The organism is Thermosipho melanesiensis BI429 (genome assembly GCF_000016905.1).
Lineage (GTDB): Bacteria > Thermotogota > Thermotogae > Thermotogales > Fervidobacteriaceae > Thermosipho > Thermosipho melanesiensis.
The window spans coordinates 1331663-1350104 of record NC_009616.1 but is presented as its reverse complement, the minus strand read 5'-3'; the positions used below and the strand labels follow the sequence as shown (position 1 = coordinate 1350104).

The 18442-nt window shown below is 32.1% G+C and carries 20 protein-coding genes and 1 tRNA gene; 5 read left to right on the top strand and 16 right to left on the bottom strand.

Annotation, left to right across the window (positions count from 1 at the left end; all coding sequences use genetic code 11):
* Nucleotide 1: 1 nt before the first annotated feature.
* Together TMEL_RS06900 and TMEL_RS06895 are read right to left on the bottom strand one after the other, a co-directional pair.
* On the bottom strand, nucleotides 2–1156 hold the full coding sequence (locus tag TMEL_RS06900; RefSeq protein ID WP_012057549.1) for an MFS transporter: 1155 nt from the start codon (nucleotides 1154–1156) through the stop codon (nucleotides 2–4).
* 77 nt (nucleotides 1157–1233) lie between these two features.
* Nucleotides 1234–1857, bottom strand: a complete 624-nt coding sequence (locus tag TMEL_RS06895) for a phosphatase PAP2 family protein (RefSeq protein WP_238375206.1) — start codon at nucleotides 1855–1857, stop codon at nucleotides 1234–1236.
* A 135-nt stretch (nucleotides 1858–1992) separates the two neighbouring features.
* Here TMEL_RS06895 and TMEL_RS06890 point away from each other — a divergent pair, with 135 nt between their 5' ends.
* The gene (locus TMEL_RS06890) at nucleotides 1993–3297 is read left to right on the top strand and encodes a nucleotide sugar dehydrogenase (protein WP_012057547.1); all 1305 of its coding nucleotides are present in this window, start codon (nucleotides 1993–1995) and stop codon (nucleotides 3295–3297) included.
* Here the strand turns inward: TMEL_RS06890 and TMEL_RS06885 are convergent.
* Entirely contained in the window at nucleotides 3292–4065 is a 774-nt protein-coding gene (locus TMEL_RS06885) for a glucosaminidase domain-containing protein (protein ID WP_012057546.1), read from the bottom strand. The two genes, TMEL_RS06890 and TMEL_RS06885, sit on opposite strands and share 6 nt — an antisense overlap.
* Nucleotides 4066–4126: 61 nt before the next feature.
* Between TMEL_RS06885 and TMEL_RS06880 the strand changes: the two genes are divergently transcribed.
* Nucleotides 4127–4801, top strand: coding sequence for a TIGR00266 family protein (locus tag TMEL_RS06880; RefSeq protein ID WP_012057545.1), 675 nt, complete (start codon nucleotides 4127–4129; stop codon nucleotides 4799–4801).
* Nucleotides 4802–5054: 253 nt separating this feature from the next.
* Here TMEL_RS06880 and mnmE read toward each other — a convergent pair whose 3' ends face one another.
* From mnmE to TMEL_RS06815, 13 genes are all read right to left on the bottom strand, one after another.
* The gene (gene mnmE, locus TMEL_RS06875) at nucleotides 5055–6380 is read right to left on the bottom strand and encodes a tRNA uridine-5-carboxymethylaminomethyl(34) synthesis GTPase MnmE (protein WP_012057544.1); all 1326 of its coding nucleotides are present in this window, start codon (nucleotides 6378–6380) and stop codon (nucleotides 5055–5057) included.
* Nucleotides 6381–6392: 12 nt separating this feature from the next.
* Nucleotides 6393–7022, bottom strand: coding sequence for a 16S rRNA (guanine(527)-N(7))-methyltransferase RsmG (gene rsmG, locus TMEL_RS06870; RefSeq protein ID WP_012057543.1), 630 nt, complete (start codon nucleotides 7020–7022; stop codon nucleotides 6393–6395).
* The gene (locus TMEL_RS06865; protein WP_041426063.1) at nucleotides 7019–7735 is read right to left on the bottom strand and encodes a WecB/TagA/CpsF family glycosyltransferase; all 717 of its coding nucleotides are present in this window, start codon (nucleotides 7733–7735) and stop codon (nucleotides 7019–7021) included. The genes rsmG and TMEL_RS06865 overlap by 4 nt, the downstream gene beginning before the upstream one ends.
* 50 nt (nucleotides 7736–7785) lie before the next feature.
* Nucleotides 7786–7872 (bottom strand) — tRNA-Leu (locus tag TMEL_RS06860).
* Between the two features lie 23 nt (nucleotides 7873–7895).
* Complete coding sequence (locus TMEL_RS06855) at nucleotides 7896–9074, bottom strand: type III PLP-dependent enzyme (RefSeq protein ID WP_049750436.1); 1179 nt, start codon at nucleotides 9072–9074, stop codon at nucleotides 7896–7898.
* Between the two features lie 96 nt (nucleotides 9075–9170).
* A complete protein-coding gene (locus TMEL_RS06850) occupies nucleotides 9171–10295 on the bottom strand; it encodes a CD0519/CD1768 family membrane protein (protein WP_012057540.1) in 1125 nt (374 codons plus the stop codon).
* Between the two features lie 14 nt (nucleotides 10296–10309).
* Nucleotides 10310–10789: a hypothetical protein gene (locus TMEL_RS06845; RefSeq protein WP_012057539.1), complete on the bottom strand. Its 480-nt coding sequence runs from the start codon at nucleotides 10787–10789 to the stop codon at nucleotides 10310–10312.
* On the bottom strand, nucleotides 10782–11696 hold the full coding sequence (locus TMEL_RS06840) for an SPFH domain-containing protein (protein WP_012057538.1): 915 nt from the start codon (nucleotides 11694–11696) through the stop codon (nucleotides 10782–10784). Before TMEL_RS06840 ends, TMEL_RS06845 begins: the two co-directional genes overlap by 8 nt.
* Nucleotides 11696–12091: an NfeD family protein gene (locus TMEL_RS06835; protein ID WP_049750459.1), complete on the bottom strand. Its 396-nt coding sequence runs from the start codon at nucleotides 12089–12091 to the stop codon at nucleotides 11696–11698. The genes TMEL_RS06840 and TMEL_RS06835 overlap by 1 nt, the downstream gene beginning before the upstream one ends.
* Nucleotides 12092–12132: 41 nt before the next feature.
* Nucleotides 12133–12939: an HD-GYP domain-containing protein gene (locus tag TMEL_RS06830; RefSeq protein WP_012057536.1), complete on the bottom strand. Its 807-nt coding sequence runs from the start codon at nucleotides 12937–12939 to the stop codon at nucleotides 12133–12135.
* A 4-nt stretch (nucleotides 12940–12943) separates the two neighbouring features.
* Nucleotides 12944–14854, bottom strand: coding sequence for a threonine--tRNA ligase (thrS, locus tag TMEL_RS06825; protein WP_012057535.1), 1911 nt, complete (start codon nucleotides 14852–14854; stop codon nucleotides 12944–12946).
* A gap of 12 nt (nucleotides 14855–14866) precedes the next feature.
* Nucleotides 14867–15271 (bottom strand): hypothetical protein, encoded by a 405-nt coding sequence (locus TMEL_RS06820; protein ID WP_012057534.1) that lies wholly within the window; start codon nucleotides 15269–15271, stop codon nucleotides 14867–14869.
* On the bottom strand, nucleotides 15268–15810 hold the full coding sequence (locus TMEL_RS06815; protein ID WP_012057533.1) for an HD domain-containing protein: 543 nt from the start codon (nucleotides 15808–15810) through the stop codon (nucleotides 15268–15270). Before TMEL_RS06815 ends, TMEL_RS06820 begins: the two co-directional genes overlap by 4 nt.
* 147 nt (nucleotides 15811–15957) lie before the next feature.
* Here TMEL_RS06815 and thrC point away from each other — a divergent pair, with 147 nt between their 5' ends.
* The 3 genes from thrC to TMEL_RS06800 are packed head-to-tail and all read left to right on the top strand — an operon-like array spanning nucleotide 15958 to nucleotide 18441.
* Nucleotides 15958–17166 carry a threonine synthase gene (gene thrC / locus TMEL_RS06810; protein WP_012057532.1) on the top strand — a complete coding sequence of 403 codons (1209 nt, stop codon included), beginning with the start codon at nucleotides 15958–15960 and terminating at the stop codon, nucleotides 17164–17166.
* Nucleotides 17163–17618, top strand: coding sequence for a (2Fe-2S)-binding protein (locus tag TMEL_RS06805; RefSeq protein WP_012057531.1), 456 nt, complete (start codon nucleotides 17163–17165; stop codon nucleotides 17616–17618). The genes thrC and TMEL_RS06805 overlap by 4 nt, the downstream gene beginning before the upstream one ends.
* Nucleotides 17611–18441 (top strand): FAD binding domain-containing protein, encoded by an 831-nt coding sequence (locus TMEL_RS06800; RefSeq protein ID WP_012057530.1) that lies wholly within the window; start codon nucleotides 17611–17613, stop codon nucleotides 18439–18441. The genes TMEL_RS06805 and TMEL_RS06800 overlap by 8 nt, the downstream gene beginning before the upstream one ends.
* Nucleotide 18442 lies beyond the last annotated feature (1 nt).

The following is an 18442-nucleotide window of genomic DNA, read 5'->3' as shown; positions in this document are numbered from 1 at the left end:
ATCAACTATAAAATTTTTTATCCTTTCCTCCTATTGTTTTGTAAAAAACAAACATTAAAATACCATTTGTAAAGTAAAAAACAGAACTTATCAAAAATATCGTAGTATATCCACTATTTGAAGTAGCTAGTATTGAAAATAGCATTGATGCAAAAGCCCTACTGGCATTATTTGCAAAATTTCTCAAGCCGGTACTAGCCGCTAAAATATTTGACGGAAGATATGACAAAACAAGGGTATTAAAGATGGGATTAACCATATTCATTATTGTAAACCTGCTAATATAAATGGTTGTAAACGAAATAGGTTCCCTTACAAAAGCTAACATTAATATTAACAATGGAACGGTTATATTTGAAAGCATCAATGCTTTTGCCGCCCCAAATCTCTTCCCAATCTTGTGAGAAAATGCCGAACCAATACTTGTCCCAAGTTGTGCAAATGCAAGTATAAATCCAATGAAGGTTGCACTCATGGAAAATAAATCATAGAAAATCACATTTCCAAAATGAATAAATAATCCCGCACCAAATCCTACACTAGCTGTTGAAAAAATATAAAAAGTGAATATCTTTTTTTGAAAATCATCTAATTTAACTTTTTTAAATTTTACATTTCTTTTCTCTTTTAAATTCAATATAGGAACCAATGCAAAAGACCTTAAAAGCATGGCAAAAAACATCACCTTTCTAAATCCAAAAAAGTCTCCCAAAAATCCACCTATGCTATTCCCTAATACACCAGTTAACATATTAACACCAAAATTTATCCCAAAATACTTTGCACGATTTCCATGACTAGTACTTTCTACCAAAAAAACATCTGTTAACAACCGAATTGAAGCATTAAATCCTCCAAAGAAAAAAGAAAAAAAGTAAAGTAAAGTTAAATTCGAAGGAAACAAACGCATAATTGCAAAGAAAATTACTAGAGGTTGTACAATAAACAACACCCTTTTTCTACCTATTCTATCTGCCAAAATACCAATTATTAGTCCTAAGACAGCACTTCCCCATAAGTTAAAAGACATAACATTTCCAATAATATCGTTATGATACCCCAAATCTTTCAAATACAAATTGAATAACACTTGATAAATATTTCCTGAAATACCATTTATCAAAGTAAAAAATATTATTCTATTTGCAATAGCCATATAATCCTCCTTTTTGTTAGCTTTACAAATTAATTATACTTTAAAATAAAAAAAATTCCAGGTATACACCTGGAAAGCTATTTTGTATAGTAAAATGATTTTCCTATTGTATAGCCAAGAAAAGCTCCAAAAATAACATCACTCACCCAATGATAGTCACCAACTACTCTTGCAAGAGAAAATAAAAACGGGATAAAATAAAGGGGCTTTCCATACCTTTCAGCTAAAGGTGTGAAAAGAGCCCACGCAAAAGAACTATGACCTGAAGGAAATGAATGATTTTTATCATTAAAAGACATAAAATTAAACACAAAAGGACTATCATAGCTATTTGGTCTTCCACGCCCCACAAGGAACTTTACAGCATAAGTAATTAAACTAGTAACACCAACACTTTCAACAATAGTAAAAGATGTATATGGATCGTCAAAATAAGTAAACATTGAGATAATTCCTAAACAAATAAAAAAATCACGTTCATCCATTTTGTTAATTTTCTCTATAACGACATTATCAAAAACACCTAAATCTAAGGTATTAACATATCCATCAAAAAAAAACGTCCCAGAAAGTAATAAAACATCTCCAAGGTTAAACTCCACAGATTCTATATCTAAAATTATTTCATCTAGTGAAAAAGAAAAACAGAAACTTCCTAGTAAAACTACAATCAAGAAAATACCTTTTTTCAACTCTATCACCTTCCATTTTTACTATTTTACCTTCATTCTACCATACTATCCTATATTTTTCATCTTTAAACCTTACTTGACAATACTTTTATTTGATTATATAATTTTCTTGCATTCGCTCAGTGAATGAATGGAGGTGAGAAAATGTCAAAGTTATACAACAAAATTATTGAAAAAAAGGCAATAATAGGTGTCATGGGGCTTGGATATGTAGGATTACCACTTGCAGTCGAAAAAGCAAGGGCAGGGTATAAAGTTATAGGGTTTGATATTCAACAAAAGAGGGTAGACATGATAAACAATGGACAAAACTACATCGGAGATGTCCAAGACGAGGAACTTGAAGAATTAGTCAAAAAAAACAAACTAACTGCAACCACAAACTTTGACAAACTATCAAAATGCGATGTTGTAAGTATATGTGTTCCAACTCCACTAGATAAATTCAAACAACCAGATCTTTCTTACATAATCCAAACATCTAAAGACATTGCAAAAAGACTCCATAAAGAACAATTAATAATTTTGGAAAGTACAACATATCCAGGTACAACTGAGGAAATTGTTCTTCCTATTTTACTAGAAACAGGTTTAAAAGTAGGAGAAGATTTTTATCTTGCGTTTAGTCCTGAAAGGGTTGACCCTGGAAACATAAGGTACAAAACAAGGAATACTCCCAAAGTGGTTGGTGGAATAACTAAAGAATGTACAAAACACGCAAAAGCACTTTATGAAAATGTTTTAGATGCACCAGTTTTTCCTGTAAGTTCTCCAAAAGCAGCTGAAATGGCTAAAATATTGGAAAATACTTTTAGATTAGTTAATATTGCTTTAGTCCAAGAAATGACAAAAGTAGCTGAAAAAATGAATGTCAATATATGGGAAGTCATTGACGCAGCAGCTACAAAACCCTTCGGATATATGCCTTTTTACCCTGGTCCTGGAATTGGAGGTCATTGTATTCCTATTGATCCGTTTTATCTATCATATAAGGCAAGGGAATATGACTTACATTTAATGTTGGTGGAGCAGGCGGGACAAGTTGCTGACGAAATGCCATATTATGTTGTCCAAAGATTGGGAGATATATTAAATAAGTACAAAAAACCGTTTAATGGTAGTAAAATTTTGGTTTTAGGCGTTGCATATAAAGGAAATATAGATGATATGAGAGAAAGTCCTGCTCTAAAAGTTATTGAAATCCTTGAAGAGAAAAAGGCAAATATTTCATATTTTGATCCATTTATTCCATCATTTGAACTAAATGGAAAAAAATACCATTCGATTAAGTTAGAAAAAGAAAGGCTTAAAGAATTTGACGGAGCAATAATAACGACTGCACATACCGTTGGTATAGACTACAACCTCATCGTAGAGAATGTGCCATTTGTATTTGATACAAAAAACATACTCAAAAACCTCAAAAAAAACAACGTATTTGTTCTATAAATCAGGAAGATGTTTAATAACATTTTTTACTATTTCCACATACTTTTCTCTCATTTGTGAATAATACACCAGGCCATCTGCAGGATGGCCTTTTTCAATACCAGCTCTAATAAGACGAAATTTTTCATAATATGGCAATTTATTTAAATTCATCGCATAACTTCTCACAGAATCTTCTAAATTTTTAAAATATTCTATTTCATATATCTCGCCGTCTGGTCTTTCATCTGGTATTATTCCAGTACCAGGTTCATAAGTCCATTCGCCAAATATATTATTAGCAATAACGACAAATTTACTAGTCCCCCATGCCGACTCAATAGCCGCTTGCGCAATAGCAATATCTTCTGGAATAGCATCTACTTTTAAAAGTAATTCTTCGTTTGATTTTGCATTATATTTCTTGTAATACTTTTTCAATGTTAAAGTATCACCTTTTTCCATAGCAGTAATAATTTCTTTTCTCTCTCTAAGTATTTCTTCGTTAACCTTTCTAATTATAGGTATCATTATCTTAACAAAAAGTTCTTTTCTAATATCTACAGGAGCATCTTTGAGATCCTTAGGAAAGGAAGTAACATAAACCTTTGGAGGATTTTTCAGTGAATCATACCCGATCTCATCAAAAAATGCCTTTAAATCCTTCCAACTTTCAAAACTAAGAGACACTTCTTTAAAAAAAGAAATATAATCAAATTCCGAATAAATAATCCAAAAGTCAAAAATTAAAAATGATATAATTATTAATATGAAAATAAGTTTTTTCAAATTATCACCTCATTTAGATATTACCACAATTTATTTAATTCTGGATTAAAGGAGGGTTAACATGAATTTTAACGTTAATTTCAAAGGTTCCTACTCAATACTCTTTGTAGATCTTGAACCCGGAGAAATTATAATAGGTGAACCTGGCGCAATGGTTACAATGTCAGGAGATTTAGAAATCGAAACCTCTACTGGGGGAGTATTCAAAGCCTTAAAGCGAGCATTTCTAGGTGGTGAACACATATTTTTAAATAAATATAAAGCAAAAAATAAAAGTAGAATATCTTTTGCCCCAAAATTACCCGGTGATATCGATATAATAGATTTAAATGGAACAGTATATTTGCAATCAACTTCTTTTCTTGCATCAGAAGAAGGTATAAATTTAGACACAAAATTTACCGGATTTAAATCGTTTTTCTCAGGGGAAGGCTTTTTCTTGCTTAAACTTTCTGGATATGGAAAACTCGCTATTTCATCCTTTGGAGCAATATTTAGTTTAGAGCTAAAAGAAGATGAAAAAATAACAATAGACACAGGTCATGTAGTGGCATTTGACGAATCAGTGAATTATTCAGTTAGAACTTTTGGCGGATTTAAATCTACCATTTTCGGTGGAGAAGGATTAGTAGTAGATTTCATCGGTCCTGGAAAAATATATATTCAAACGAGAAATTACCCTGAGTATATAAAATGGATAAAAAGCTTATCACCAAAAGACACTGGAAGTAGATAATTTCTTATTATTTATGAACTAAATTTGTAGACATTAAGTCAAAATAGGTGTAAAGATAAGGGAAAGTCATTTATATATTATTAAAAACGCTACTTGTAATTAATTATTAACACAAATGGTTCGTAATAGAAACTTCGGTTTGCCTAACTTTGTAACATAAACAATGTATCATTTTAATTAGAGAAACCCCCCTATCCCCCTTGAGATACACCCCCCACAACTTTGAGCGGGCCAAAAAAAGGCCCGTATTTTTTTATTTTCCAACACAGAAGTTTGAAAATATGTTATCCAAAAGATCATCGGAAAATTTTCTTCCAATTAGCATATCTAACTCTTCAAGTGCTCTCCTCAAATCAATAGATATTAAATCTATTTCATATCCCATATTTAAGTTATTTACCGCACTTTCCAGATGAGTATATACCCTTTCCAATATTTCAACCTGTCTCTGGGTTATAACGTGAGAAGCCGTTCCGCTTTCTATAATATTTTTAACCTTAGATACTATTTTATTCTCTAAATTCTTTAAACCTTCTCCATTAAGAGCACTAATTTTTATTTCACCATCAAATATCTTATTAAAATTATTTCCTTCATCACATTTATTCCACACAGGTATATAATTTCCACCTTCAATTTTCCTCAAAATTAGCTTATCTTCTTTTGTAAAACCAGTAGTTGCATCTAAAACAAAAAGAATTACATCCGCCTTTTGTATTTCTTTTAAACTCCGTTCTATACCAATTTTTTCTACTACATCTTTTGTTTCTCTGATTCCAGCGGTATCCACAATTACAAATCTAATACCATTAATTTCTATTTCACCTTTTATCACATCCCGTGTTGTTCCTGGTATATCAGTTACAATTGCTCTATCTTCCAAAAGAAGTCTGTTTAAAAGTGTTGACTTTCCGGAATTAGGTTTTCCAACAATTGTCATAACAATTCCATTATTTAGCATTATGGATTTTTTACTATCTTCAATCTTTCTACCTACCTCATCTTTTAACTTTGAAAGCAGATTCAATATGCTTTTTTCATCTAATTCTATATCATCCGGATAATCAAATGTTACTTCTATTTCCGACAATACGTTTAATATCTCTCCGCGATAATACTCTATTTCTTCACCTAATTTTCCCTTCAAATTTTGTAATGACATTTTCAAAGATACTTCACTCTTTGCCTCTATAATTTGGTAAATAGCTTCTGCTTGCACAAGTGAAATTTTCCCATTAAGAAATCCTCTTTTGGTAAATTCTCCTCTTTTTGCTATTCTAGCCCCACTCTTTAGAATTGCATCAAGAACATTTTGTGTTACTAAAATACCACCGTGTGTGTATATTTCAATTAAATCATTACCTGTATAGCTATTTGGCGATTTAAAAAAAACTATATTAACCTGATCTAAAATATCTCCTTCAAAATTCAAATATGTAGTATACACTCTACGATACTCTACCTTATTTAACCCTGTTAACTTTTTCGCTATATCATGACTTTTTGGCCCATCTATTCTAATAACCGCAATTGCACCTGTTCCATGAGGAGATGAAACCGCTGCTATTGTATCAAACACGCTTTATCCTCCCTATAAAGGATTTTTCAAAATTCTATTATACCTTCTTGGAAAACCATTTACTTTATCTTTTTTTTCAAAAATTAGCAACACCCTTTTTCTATCTAATATCTCGTATTCAACAACATCCTCTAAATCTACATTTAAAACATCTATCGCGTTTTTCGCATCATTTAATTCTTTCAAATATTCTTTTCCCTTGTACAACAAAATTCTTCCACCCACTTTTGCATAAGGAACTGTAAGCTCCAGAATTATTCTTAACTCTGCTACAGCTTTTGAAAATACATTATCAAATTTTTCAATAAAATCTATCTGCTCCTCTATTCTACCATGAACAAATTCCAAATTATCTATTCCAAGCTTTATACACACATTTTTGACATAATTTATTTTTTTTCTAGACGCATCTATTAATGTTCCTTTCAATTTTTTAAACATTATTCCAATAAATACCCCAGGTACACCCCCACCGGTACCAACGTCTAAAAAATTACCTATTAAATTCATTTTTTCTAGTGGTAATAAACTATCTAATGCAAGTAAGTGAAAAGCTTCCTCTTCGTTTTTTATGGCAGTGAGATTGAAAGGAGCATTAACTATTTCTTTTATATAGTTTTTAATTAGAGATTCTTTTTTCATCTTATCTTTCCTCTTAAAACCATAAATGTATATTTTACAATTTCAATGGGAATATGCCTTTTTTTTATCGGGGATTGCAACCATCTGTAAAACCACTCAAGTTTCATCCGTTGAAAAAATACAGGAGCCCTCTTTTTACTACCTGAAATAACATCAAAACTCCCACCTACACCCATAGCCAACTTAAAGGGCAAAGAAAAATTTTCGTATATCCATTCTTCTTGCTTAGGAACTCCCATGCCAACAAATAAAAGATCTGGTTTTAAAGACTCTATTTCTTCAATGGGAGTAGTATCACTTTTTGAAAAATACCCATGATAATACCCTACAACATTTATACCTCTTTTTTTTAATTTTCTGGCAGCCTTTTCTACAACCTTCCTTTTGGCTCCAAGTAAATATACTTTCCAACCATATATTTTCGCCTTTTCACACAGATAAAGCATTGTATCTATACCGGTAATTCTGTCCGTCAATATTTTCCTATTCCTTTTTAACGCCCAAACTATACCAGAACCATCTGGAATAATATAATTAGCTTCCTCAACAATTTTTCTATAATAACTATCCTTTAATGTACGTAAAAGAATAGACGCATTTAAAGTAACTACAAATGTTTTTACACCGTTATTAACATCTTCAACTATCTTTTTTCTTACTTCTTCTTCACTTCCAATAGTTAATCTCAACTGCGAGAAATTTACTACTTCCACGTCTTCCACCTTTCTAATTTTAAATAGAAAAATTCCCGGAAGCCCGGGAATGGTGCCGAGGGCGGGACTTGAACCCGCACGGGAAAAATCCCACATGATCCTGAGTCATGTGCGTCTGCCAATTCCGCCACCTCGGCTCTTTTTTCCTTAAAATATTATATCACACTTCTTCTGTCAATGGTTCCTTTACAAATATCTCTTCAAAAACCACTTTAGGTGGTTCTATTCCATTAAAATTTGTACTATACTCAGTAGTATACGCACCTGTGTTATACAATACAATCAAATCATCAATAGTTACATTCTTAGCAAGTTCTATATCATAATACATTACATCAACACTGTCACAAGTTGGCCCTGCAAGTACGAACTTTCCCTTTTCTTCAAGTTCTCTACCTATTACTTCCACTTCATATCTGATGTTTTGAATAGTTTCCGTTAAACCATGAAATATCCCTGCATCGGTATATACCCAATTTTCTTCACCTTTCTTACTTCTCAATATTACGCTTGTAACCATCGCCCCGGCACTCCCTACCATTGACCGTCCCGGCTCCAAAACAACCAAAGTATTTTCACCTATATAATCTACTATTGCTTTATTTATTACCTCTGAAATTTCCTCAACAGATGGAATGTTTCTTGAATATTTTACAGGCATTCCTCCGCCCGTATTTACCATGTACATATCTATCCCCATTTTCCTTGCTTCTTCAAACACCACAGAAACTTCGCGTATTGCAACCCGCCAATTGTCAGGGTTATAATTTTGGGAACCAACATGAAAACTTACACCAATGGGATTTAACTCTAAATCAACAGCATACTTAACCAATTTTATTGCATGATCAACGCTTGTTCCAAATTTCCTTGTAAGTGGCCAATCAGCATCATCTTCCATTCCATTGGTACTTATTCTAACGTATATATCTGAGCCAGGGGCATTGTCCGCTATTTTCTCAATTTCCATTTCACTATCCACCGCAAACATTCTTATTCCATTATTATACGCAAAACTAATATCTTTAGTTTTTTTTATAGTGTTTCCAAAACTCATCCTTTCAGGTTCAACACCTATACTAAGCAACTTCTCTATCTCGGGTCTTGAAGCAACATCAAAATAACTACCTAAATCTCTTAAAAGCTTTAAAATCTCTATATGGGAGTTGGCTTTAACAGCATAATATACTCTTGAATTTCTTACATTGTCAATAAGTTTCTCATAGTTTGCCTTAACTATATTCAAATCCATAACTAAAACAGGAGTTCCAAAAGTTTCAGCAACCCTTTTTAATCTCTCATTTACAAGTATCTTATTCACGGACCCCACTCCCTTCATATCAAAATCTAAATAAATAATAAACTATTTAATGCTACATTAAAACGTATTTTTTTTTAACATTTAGCTACAAAAAGTTACAATTGCGGGGTGGGGTTAAAAAAACATATAAATTAAATGAGCAGTAATTCCCGCAACAATACCACCAATAGTATGTGAAAAAATAGCTTTACCAGTAAGATACCTGTATCCTAACTCATCCATCATAGCGATATGTGTACTTAAATATCCACTCCAGGTCATACCCATTGCAGTAAAAACAGCTATATCATTTGGAGTAACAATCTTCATATCAATAAATTTTGGCACAAGAGCCAATGCAGCACCTGTTGAACCAAGTGAAGTTAGAGGAAATGCTATTAATTCTGGGTTGGAAAAACCAAATAGCCATCTAAGTACAACAAAAATTTTCTCACCAATATATGGCAAAAGGGGAATACCTTCGTATGCAAGCCCTTGATATCCCACATTTTGATCTTTGGGACCAAAAGTTATCATCATAACAAATGTGCTTATTATCAACACACCTGGGATTATACCCAAACCAATTTCCACACCGCTTTTACCTCCATCTAAAAGTGCCTCCAAAAATCTTTCCATAAAGCTTCCAGGTCTTGTTTCTGTGTAATATTTCTCAGGAATAAATTCATCATTTGAAAACGTACCCAACTTATTTTTTGTATAAACTGAAAAAATTCTTACACTTGCTATACTTCCAACTAGCGCACCTATATTTCCAATTAAAACAGCCGGAAAAAGATTAACTGACATACGCGTCCCTTGCGCTATCATAAATGTAGAAACTATTAAACCCATACCAAATGAAGTTCCAAGATTACACAGCAATGGCTGTTGCCATCTATCAAAATTTTTCATAAACCTCTTGTCTTTTGCAAGTGCAATAATTGCAGGATTATCTGAAAAATATGTAGATAATATCCCCATAGCCGCTACACCAGGAAGGTTATAAAGAGGCTTTATTAAAGGTTTCAACAATATATCAATCAAATCCGCCACTCCAAACTCAAATAAAAGAGCGGAAAAACCACCAGTTAAAACGGCAATCGCCATAATAAAAAAAACGGTATTTATCAACAAATCATGTGCTGTAAGCATTAATGTTTTAAAAAAATTAGAAACCCCCATGTAGGAGTCTACGCCCCAAAAAATTAAAAACAAAAACACCAAAAACATCAAAGCTTCAATTCTAATTCTCTTCACTTTAATCCCCTTTCTCAGTCCAACTTTAATATGATAAGGACAACCCCAACTATTAAAGATATAACACCTACTATTAAAGCTTGCAAGGACTGAGAAATGGAATAAGAAGCAATTAAAATGGTCAAAAGTTTAAAAAAGGTTCCAATTATTCTTTTACGAACCCTTTTAAGGGAAAAAATTGCATATTCAAACCTATCTTTTCCAAGTGCAAGAACTAAAATTCTAAATCTTACATCTATAGAATAAATCTCCCTTACTATTCTATACAACTGATAAAAAATCGATAAAAGTAAAAAATACAAAATTTGAAAAAATCCATTTGGAAAAAAATACCAGCCTAAAACTCCAAATCCTAAAACCATTAGTTCATTAAACAAACGAAAAGTTCCATATTTAAAAAAAGAATTAGATACAACTATAAAAAATGCAAATAAAACCGAAAAGAGGAGCCCTAAGGCTCCTGAAAAAGTTACAACTAGAAAAACATTAATCATTATTTCCCTCACCGCCATTTTTGAACATCTCAGAAATGGCCCCAATACTTCCTAAAATCCCAGAAACTTCCATAGGCAAGAAAATTTTCGTCGCATTTCCATTTGCCATTTCCTTCAATGTTTCAAGGTATCTCACTGCAATAACATCATTTGTTGGATTCCCCTCATGGATAGATTTAAAGATATACATAATAGCTTCTCCTTGTCCTTGCGCTTCTGCAATTAATTTATATTTATTAGCCTCTGCAACCTTTTTAATAGCTTCTGCCTCACCTTCCGCCTTTAATATGGCTGCTTGTTTTTGACCTTCCGCCTTCAAAATCTCCGATTGCCTTATACCTTCTGCTTCAAGAATTGCAGCTCTTTTGGTTCTTTCTGCCTTCATTTGCTTACTCATAGCTTCCATTATATCCTTAGGTGGATCTATCTTTTTAATTTCCACTCTTGTAATACGAATTCCCCATTTGTCAGTAGCTTCATCGAGAACTGTCCTCAATTTTGTATTTATCTCCTCCCTGGATGTCAACGTCTGGTCAAGTTCTAATTCACCTATCACGTTTCTCAGGTTAGTTTGTGCAAGTTTTACAGTTGCAAATTCGAAATTACTGACGTTATATACTGCCTTGTATGCGTCTGTAATTTCATAATAAATAACAGCATCTACTGTAACAACAACGTTATCTTTTGTAATTACCTCTTGCGGTGGAACATCTATGACATGTTCTCTCAAATCTACTTTGATCATTTTATCAAAAAATGGGACAATAAAATGGATTCCCGCTTTTACTTCTTTTTTAAACTTCCCCAATCTTTCCACTAAACCTCTTTCATAAGGCCTAACTATCCTTATTCCAGATGAAGCCAATATAAACAAAAAGAATATGAAAATCAAAAATAAAATATACATTATTCTTCCCCCTCCTCAATAACAATTAAATGTGCTCCTTCAACTTTTAAAACTTTTACATATTTATCTTTTTCGATTATCTCATCATTTTTCGAAAAAGCTCGCCAAGTATCTCCATTGATTTTAACAAGGCCTTTTGCTTTCTTATTGTTAATTTCCTCTATCACAAGTGCTTTTTTTCCGACAATATCATCTACATTTATCTTTCTTGGTTCATCTCCTGTCATTTTATTAATAATCGGTCTTGTTAAAATCACTAATATCCCAGAAACAACAACAAATACCGTAAGTTCCCATATGGTATTTCCAATAAAATATGCCACCAAAGATGATGCTAACGCTCCCACCCCAAACCAGAAGATAAAAAATGTCGGTGTTAATATTTCCAGTGCCATTAAAATTAATCCCAATACAATCCAAAATATTACTGGACTGATTATACCACCCCCTCACTCTTTAAAAATTCTTCAAATTTTTCAACCAAATTTGGATCAAAATATCTTCCAGATAGTTTTTTTATTAACTCGAGTGCCTCTTTTGGTGTCTTTAAAACCGCCTCCCACTCGGAAGAAATAAAATGCGTTGTCTCGTCAAAATAGTCTAAAATTGAGATTACACGCGCATAGAATGGTATTTGTTTCCCAGAAAGACCATCTGGAAAACCTTTTCCATCCCAGCGTTCATGATGGTATCTTACAGTTGGAATATATTCCCACAACACATCGAACATTGATAAAAATATACTTCCCATAACTGTATGATCTTGATAATTATCTTCAAAAAGACTTATCCTCGTAGGAGAATAAAGCATTATTTGTTCCAAACTTATCTTTCCCACATCATGCAAATAAGCATGCTTAACAAATTTTCTCAATTCTTTTTCATCCATACCAATAAATTTCCCAAACCTTTCTGCCATTTTCGCAACTCTTTGCGTATGGCTAAATCCCTCTTCATCTTCTATTTCACTCAAAACAATAATATTAACCAATAAATCAACAATAAGATCTTCGGCCTTTTCTTTTATCAAAACATTCAAATGACCTTTTACCACTTTTTCAAGTATAAATGGAAGTAACTCGTAATACTTTTCTTCATCAACCAAATCAAATATTACCTTTCCATCCTTTTCAAGCTTTATAAAATCACCCTCTTTAAATATATTTATACTCTTTTCGCCTTTTTCAAATCCCAAATCATCTTTGTACTTTTCTATATAATCTAACAACTTTTTATTCAGCAAAATATCACCTTCTTTCCTTTATAGACACGCTCAATAGGTCTAAAAATTCTTCAACAGCTATATCTTTTTGCTCTACACCATCCCTACTTCTAATACTTATTTTACCACTTTCTTCTTCTCTTTCCCCAACTATTATCATATATGGTATCTTGTTTATTTGAGCCTCACGAATTTTATACCCCAACGTTTCATTTCTATCATCAACCGATACCCTTACACCATTTTCCATAAGAATACTGTATATCTTTCTTGCATAAGATACATATTTATCTGAAACAGGTAACACAACAACCTGAATTGGAGAAAGCCAAAGTGGAAATGCTCCGGCAAAATGCTCAATAAGTATTCCGAAAAATCTCTCAAGTGAGCCGTACTTTGCAGTATGAATCATTACCGGTCTTTTTTCAATTCCATCTTTATCAACATAAGTCAATTCAAATCTCTCTGGCATTTGGAAATCAAGTTGAATAGTTGCACATTGCCACTCTCTTCCTAAAGAATCTCTTACATGAAAATCAACCTTTGGCCCATAGAATGCCCCTTCTCCTTCTGCCACTTCAAATTCGAGTTTAATGTCTTCCAATACTTTTCTTAGAGCATTGGTTGCTTTTTCCCAAGTTTCTTCATCACCCATGTGATCTTCTGGCATTGTACTAAGTGTAGCTCTATATGAAAATCCAAATGGTTTATATAACTGATCAATAAGTTTTACCACTTTACTTACTTCTTCTTCTATTTGATCCTGTCTACAAAAAATATGGGCATCATCTTGAGTGAACGCCCTTACCCTTAAAAGTCCATGTAAAACTCCACTTCTCTCATATCTATGAACTTTTCCAAATTCAAACAATCTAATGGGTAAATCTCTATATGAAACTACGTTGTTTTTGTATATCAAAATATGTCCTGGACAATTCATAGGCTTTATAGCATATTCCACTTCTTCTTTTTCAGTAAAATACATATTCTCCTTGTAGTGATCCCAGTGCCCACTCTGATACCATAACTTTACATTCATTACCAACGGTGTCATCACTTCTGTATATCCATATTCTTCGTGAAGACTTCTTGAAAAAGCCATTAGCTCATTCAAAATAATTGTTCCTTTTGGTAAGAAAATAGGCATGCCCGCAGCAACATCTGTATTTATGAAAAATAATCCCAATTTTGGTCCTAATTTTCTATGATCTCTCTTTTTTGCTTCCTCTAACATCTTCAAATAATTTTCCAATTCCTCTTTGGTTGCAAATGCAGTTCCGTAAATTCTCTGGAGCATGGGATTTTTTTCGCTACCTCTCCAATAAGCTCCCGATGCCGAAAGCAATTTAAAATGTTTTATCATTCCTGTTCTTGGAAGATGTGGCCCTCTACATAAATCTACAAATTCACCTTGTTTGTAAAAGCTAACTTTTTCATCATTTATCTCATTTATTAACTCCACCTTATATATCTGCCCTTTTTTATTCATCATATCAATTGCTTCATCTTTTGGAAGCTCAAATCTTTCAATTGGTAAATCTTCCTTTATAATCTTTTTCATCTCTTTTTCTATATTTTCCAAATCCTCTTCCTTTATAGTTCCATTCAAAATTTCAAAATCATAGTAAAAACCATTTTCGATTGTGGGACCTATGCCTAACCTTACGTTCTCTTCTCCATAAATTCTCATAACAGCTTGAGCTAAAATATGCGCCATAGTATGCCTGAAAAATTCTGGTGCCTCTTTATCTTTTTTCGTAACTATTTTCAAACTACAATCAAAATTAATAGGTCTGTTTAAATCCCACAATATATTATCAACAATTGCTCCAACTGCATTTCTATATAACCCCTCACTTATACTTTTCGCTATCTCACCAGGAGTAATTCCCTTTTCAAATTCTTTAACATTACCATCGGGAAATTTTATCTTCATAACCTATACCTCCTATCTATATTTTATTATCTTCTTTTGTAAAAGATAAAAATTGAAAAGAAGCGCAAACAAAATCGAATAAATTGGAACTAAATCTTTGTAAACAAAAATTCTTATTCCAAAAAAAACAACGCTTTCCAACAATGAAAGTACCCATACTTTCAAAAAATTTTCTTTAAAAGAATCAAGTAATATCACCAAAAAAATGACTATTATATTCTCTATTCTAAAAGAATTAAAGGTTGCAATTGTGTATACTCCTAAATAGAATACATATCTTATTGCCTTTTCAAAATCAAATTCTCTTGTAGCCTCCAAAAAGAAAAACACAGGAAACAATACAAAAATATCATAAAAAGCCATATCAAAAAGTAGTAAAAGAAAAGGAAACATCCAAAAAAACATCCTAGCAATCATAAACCAAGCTCCTCTGAAATTTCTTTCATTGCATCCAATGACATCTCATAAAACTTTTCCAATGTTAATCCAAAATCCTCACAACTTTTCATTTGCTCTCTATTAGCTCCTTTTGCAAAAGATTTTTCTTTAAATCTCTTCATCAAAAATCTTACATCTACAGGCTCTAACTTTTTTTCAGGTCTAATCAACGCAGCGGCAACAATAAAACCTGTTGTGGGATCTGCTGCATAAATTACTTTTTCCATCAAAGTTTCCCTTTTCTTTTTTCCGCAATGGGCTAATATTGCATTTTTAACATCTTCACTAACTTTATCTCCCAATATCTCTACAGATTTCAACCCGTGCAACTCAGGATTATCTTTTGTGTATTCATAATCAAGGTCATGAAGAAGTCCTGCAATTCCCCACTTGTCTTCATCCTCTCCAAAATATTTTGCAAATTTTCTCATTAATGCTTCAGTAGCAATACAGTGTTTTATTAAATTTTTAGTTTTTACGTGTTCTTTTAAAAGTTTTAATGCTTCATTTCTATCCATTATCACACCTCCAAAATATAGTATATCATAAACTATACACTATTATACTCAAAAAAACACTAACAATTCAATTTTTCTTTAAATTTTACATATTTCAATTTTTCAAATTAAAAAAGTATAATTTAGAAAAAATATTGGAGGATAAAGATGTATAAATTAAGATGTATATCTTGCGGAAAATTATTTGAACCTTCTCCATCATTATACACATGTGATAAATGTGGCCAAAGATATGGGACACTTGAGGTAATATACGACTATGAAAAACTAAATATTAAAAAAACACATTTTGATAAGTGTGGGGATATTTCACAATTTAAACACCTACTTCCTATTACCAATTATCCAGTTATACAAAAAGTTGGAAATACTCCTGTATTATCTTTTAAAAATTTCTTTGGAATCAAAAATGTAATTTTTAAATACGATGGAACAAATCCAACTGGCTCATACAAAGATAGAGCAACTACCATCGCTATTGCAAAAGCATACGAATATGGTTATAATACCATTTATTGCGCTTCTACCGGGAATGCAGCAAGTTCGCTAGCTGGTCTTTCTTCTACCACAAAACTTAAAACGTATATATTCGTTCCTTCGAATATTCCTCCAGCAAAACTTTCACAATTGGTAGTTTACGGGGCAAGAGTAATTCAAATAGATGGAAATTATGATACTGCTTTTGAATTTTCTATAAAAGTAGGAGAAAAACTAAATTGGTATTCTAGAAATTCTGCAATTAATCCTTATTTACTTGAAGGAAAAAAAACCGGTGCATTAGAACTAGTAGTTCAATTTGATTTTAAAGTTCCAGATGTGGTATTTGTTAGTGCTGGTGATGGAACTGTAATAAGTGGAATTTTCAAAGGATTTTATGATTTTTACAAATTAAATATAATAAACAAAATTCCAAAAATTATTGGTGTTCAAGCAGAAGGAGCAGATTCAATTGTAAAAACTTTCGAAAATGGAAAACCATACACTCCTGTTGACATAATTCCCCATACTATAGCTGACAGTATCTCTGTAGGAAAACCCAGAGATGTCATTAAAGCATGTAAATATGTAGAAAAAAGTAGGGGCAAATTTTTAAGAGTTTCAGATAGTGAAATTAAAAACGCCATATTTGAACTTGCGCAAAAAACGGGAATATTTGCAGAACCTGCAGGTGCCGCTGCTTATGCGGGATTCAAAAAAGCCTTAGAATATAAATTACTTTCTAAAGAAAATACAGTAGCTATATTTATTACCGGAAACGGATTAAAAGACATTAGCCCTATAATGAATAATTTAAACATTCAAAAAGTCAACCCAAATCTAAAAGAGATTTTAGACTTCATTGAGGTGATAAAATGAAAATTCAATTTAAAATCAACGGAAATAAAATGGAAAGAGAAGTAGAAGTTCACAAAAGAGCTATAGACTTTCTTCGTGACGATTTAAAGATAACATCAGTAAAAGAAGGTTGCGGGGAAGGTGAATGTGGAGCGTGTACTATAATTGTTAATGGAAAAACGGTACATTCATGTCTAATGCTTGCCGTTGAGTTAGATGGAAAAGATATAATAACTCTCGAAGGTGTGGAAGATCATATAAAAAATGCATTTATTGAAGCAGGTGCAATACAATGCGGTTTTTGCACACCTGGATTTATAATTTCCACAAAATTTTTACTTGATAATAATCCTTCACCAAACGAAAGTGAAATAAAAGAAGCACTTGAGGGGAATTTATGTAGGTGTACCGGTTATATAAAAATCTTAGATGCAGTAAAACTTGCAGCAAAAGGACGTGAAAAAAATGATTAAAAAATATTTCTCACCTACCTCTTTAGAAGAACTCGAAAATCTAAAATCCAATATTAACGGCGTACTATTTTCAGGTGGAACAGATCTTTTTGTAAAAATGAGGTATGGAATTATTGATCCCGAAATTGTTATAGATACTAAAAAGATAAATACAAAAATAACGTGCAATAATAGAAAAATTTTCATTCCAATGAATATAACCTACACCGAATTATTAACCTACATTGAAAAAGAACAAAAAAATACCTTTTTAAAACAGGTTATAAAACTTATAGGTTCTCCCATGATAAGAAATAGGGGAACACCCATTGGAAATATTGCAAACGCTTCACCTGCCGGAGATTTTCTTCTTGTAAGTTATCTTTTAAATGGTCAGGTATTGATTAAACCTTCAAACCGAATAATACCAATTGAAAACTTTGTTTTAGGACCTTCAAAAATAAACCTTTCTCAAAACGAATTTATATATGGAATAGAGTTAGACATAAAGGAAAACTATAAATTCTACTTTGAAAAAATAGGGCGAAGAAATGCAATGGTAATTTCCATTTCAAGTATTGCTTTACTTTTAAAGGAAAAGGATGGAAAAATTGAAGATATATCAGTCTGTTATGGTTCTGTAGCTCCAACAATTCTTAGAAATAAAGAATTTGAAAAAAGATTAATAGGTGAAAAAGTATCTCTTGAAACATTCAAATACATTGCAAGTACTTTCGAAAAATTATCAACTCCAATTGATGATATTAGGGCTACAAAAGATGAGAGAAAAAAATTGGTACACAACCTTACAATAAAAGCTTTTCATAATTTAAAAGGGTGGTGAG

Bases quoted from the DNA above. Each gene is read 5' to 3' on its own strand.
- TMEL_RS06900 (WP_012057549.1), bottom strand. From the start codon at position 1,156: ATGGCTATTGCAAATAGAATAATATTTTTTACTTTGATAAATGGTATT.
- TMEL_RS06890 (WP_012057547.1), top strand. From the start codon at position 1,993: ATGTCAAAGTTATACAACAAAATTATTGAAAAAAAGGCAATAATAGGT.
- TMEL_RS06880 (WP_012057545.1), top strand. From the start codon at position 4,127: ATGAATTTTAACGTTAATTTCAAAGGTTCCTACTCAATACTCTTTGTA.
- rsmG (WP_012057543.1), bottom strand. From the start codon at position 7,022: ATGAAAAAAGAATCTCTAATTAAAAACTATATAAAAGAAATAGTTAAT.
- TMEL_RS06855 (WP_049750436.1), bottom strand. From the start codon at position 9,074: ATGAAGGGAGTGGGGTCCGTGAATAAGATACTTGTAAATGAGAGATTA.
- TMEL_RS06845 (WP_012057539.1), bottom strand. From the start codon at position 10,789: ATGATTAATGTTTTTCTAGTTGTAACTTTTTCAGGAGCCTTAGGGCTC.
- TMEL_RS06840 (WP_012057538.1), bottom strand. From the start codon at position 11,696: ATGTATATTTTATTTTTGATTTTCATATTCTTTTTGTTTATATTGGCT.
- TMEL_RS06835 (WP_049750459.1), bottom strand. From the start codon at position 12,091: ATGGCACTGGAAATATTAACACCGACATTTTTTATCTTCTGGTTTGGG.
- thrS (WP_012057535.1), bottom strand. From the start codon at position 14,854: ATGAAGATAAAATTTCCCGATGGTAATGTTAAAGAATTTGAAAAGGGA.
- TMEL_RS06820 (WP_012057534.1), bottom strand. From the start codon at position 15,271: ATGATTGCTAGGATGTTTTTTTGGATGTTTCCTTTTCTTTTACTACTT.
- TMEL_RS06815 (WP_012057533.1), bottom strand. From the start codon at position 15,810: ATGGATAGAAATGAAGCATTAAAACTTTTAAAAGAACACGTAAAAACT.
- thrC (WP_012057532.1), top strand. From the start codon at position 15,958: ATGTATAAATTAAGATGTATATCTTGCGGAAAATTATTTGAACCTTCT.
- TMEL_RS06805 (WP_012057531.1), top strand. From the start codon at position 17,163: ATGAAAATTCAATTTAAAATCAACGGAAATAAAATGGAAAGAGAAGTA.
- TMEL_RS06800 (WP_012057530.1), top strand. From the start codon at position 17,611: ATGATTAAAAAATATTTCTCACCTACCTCTTTAGAAGAACTCGAAAAT.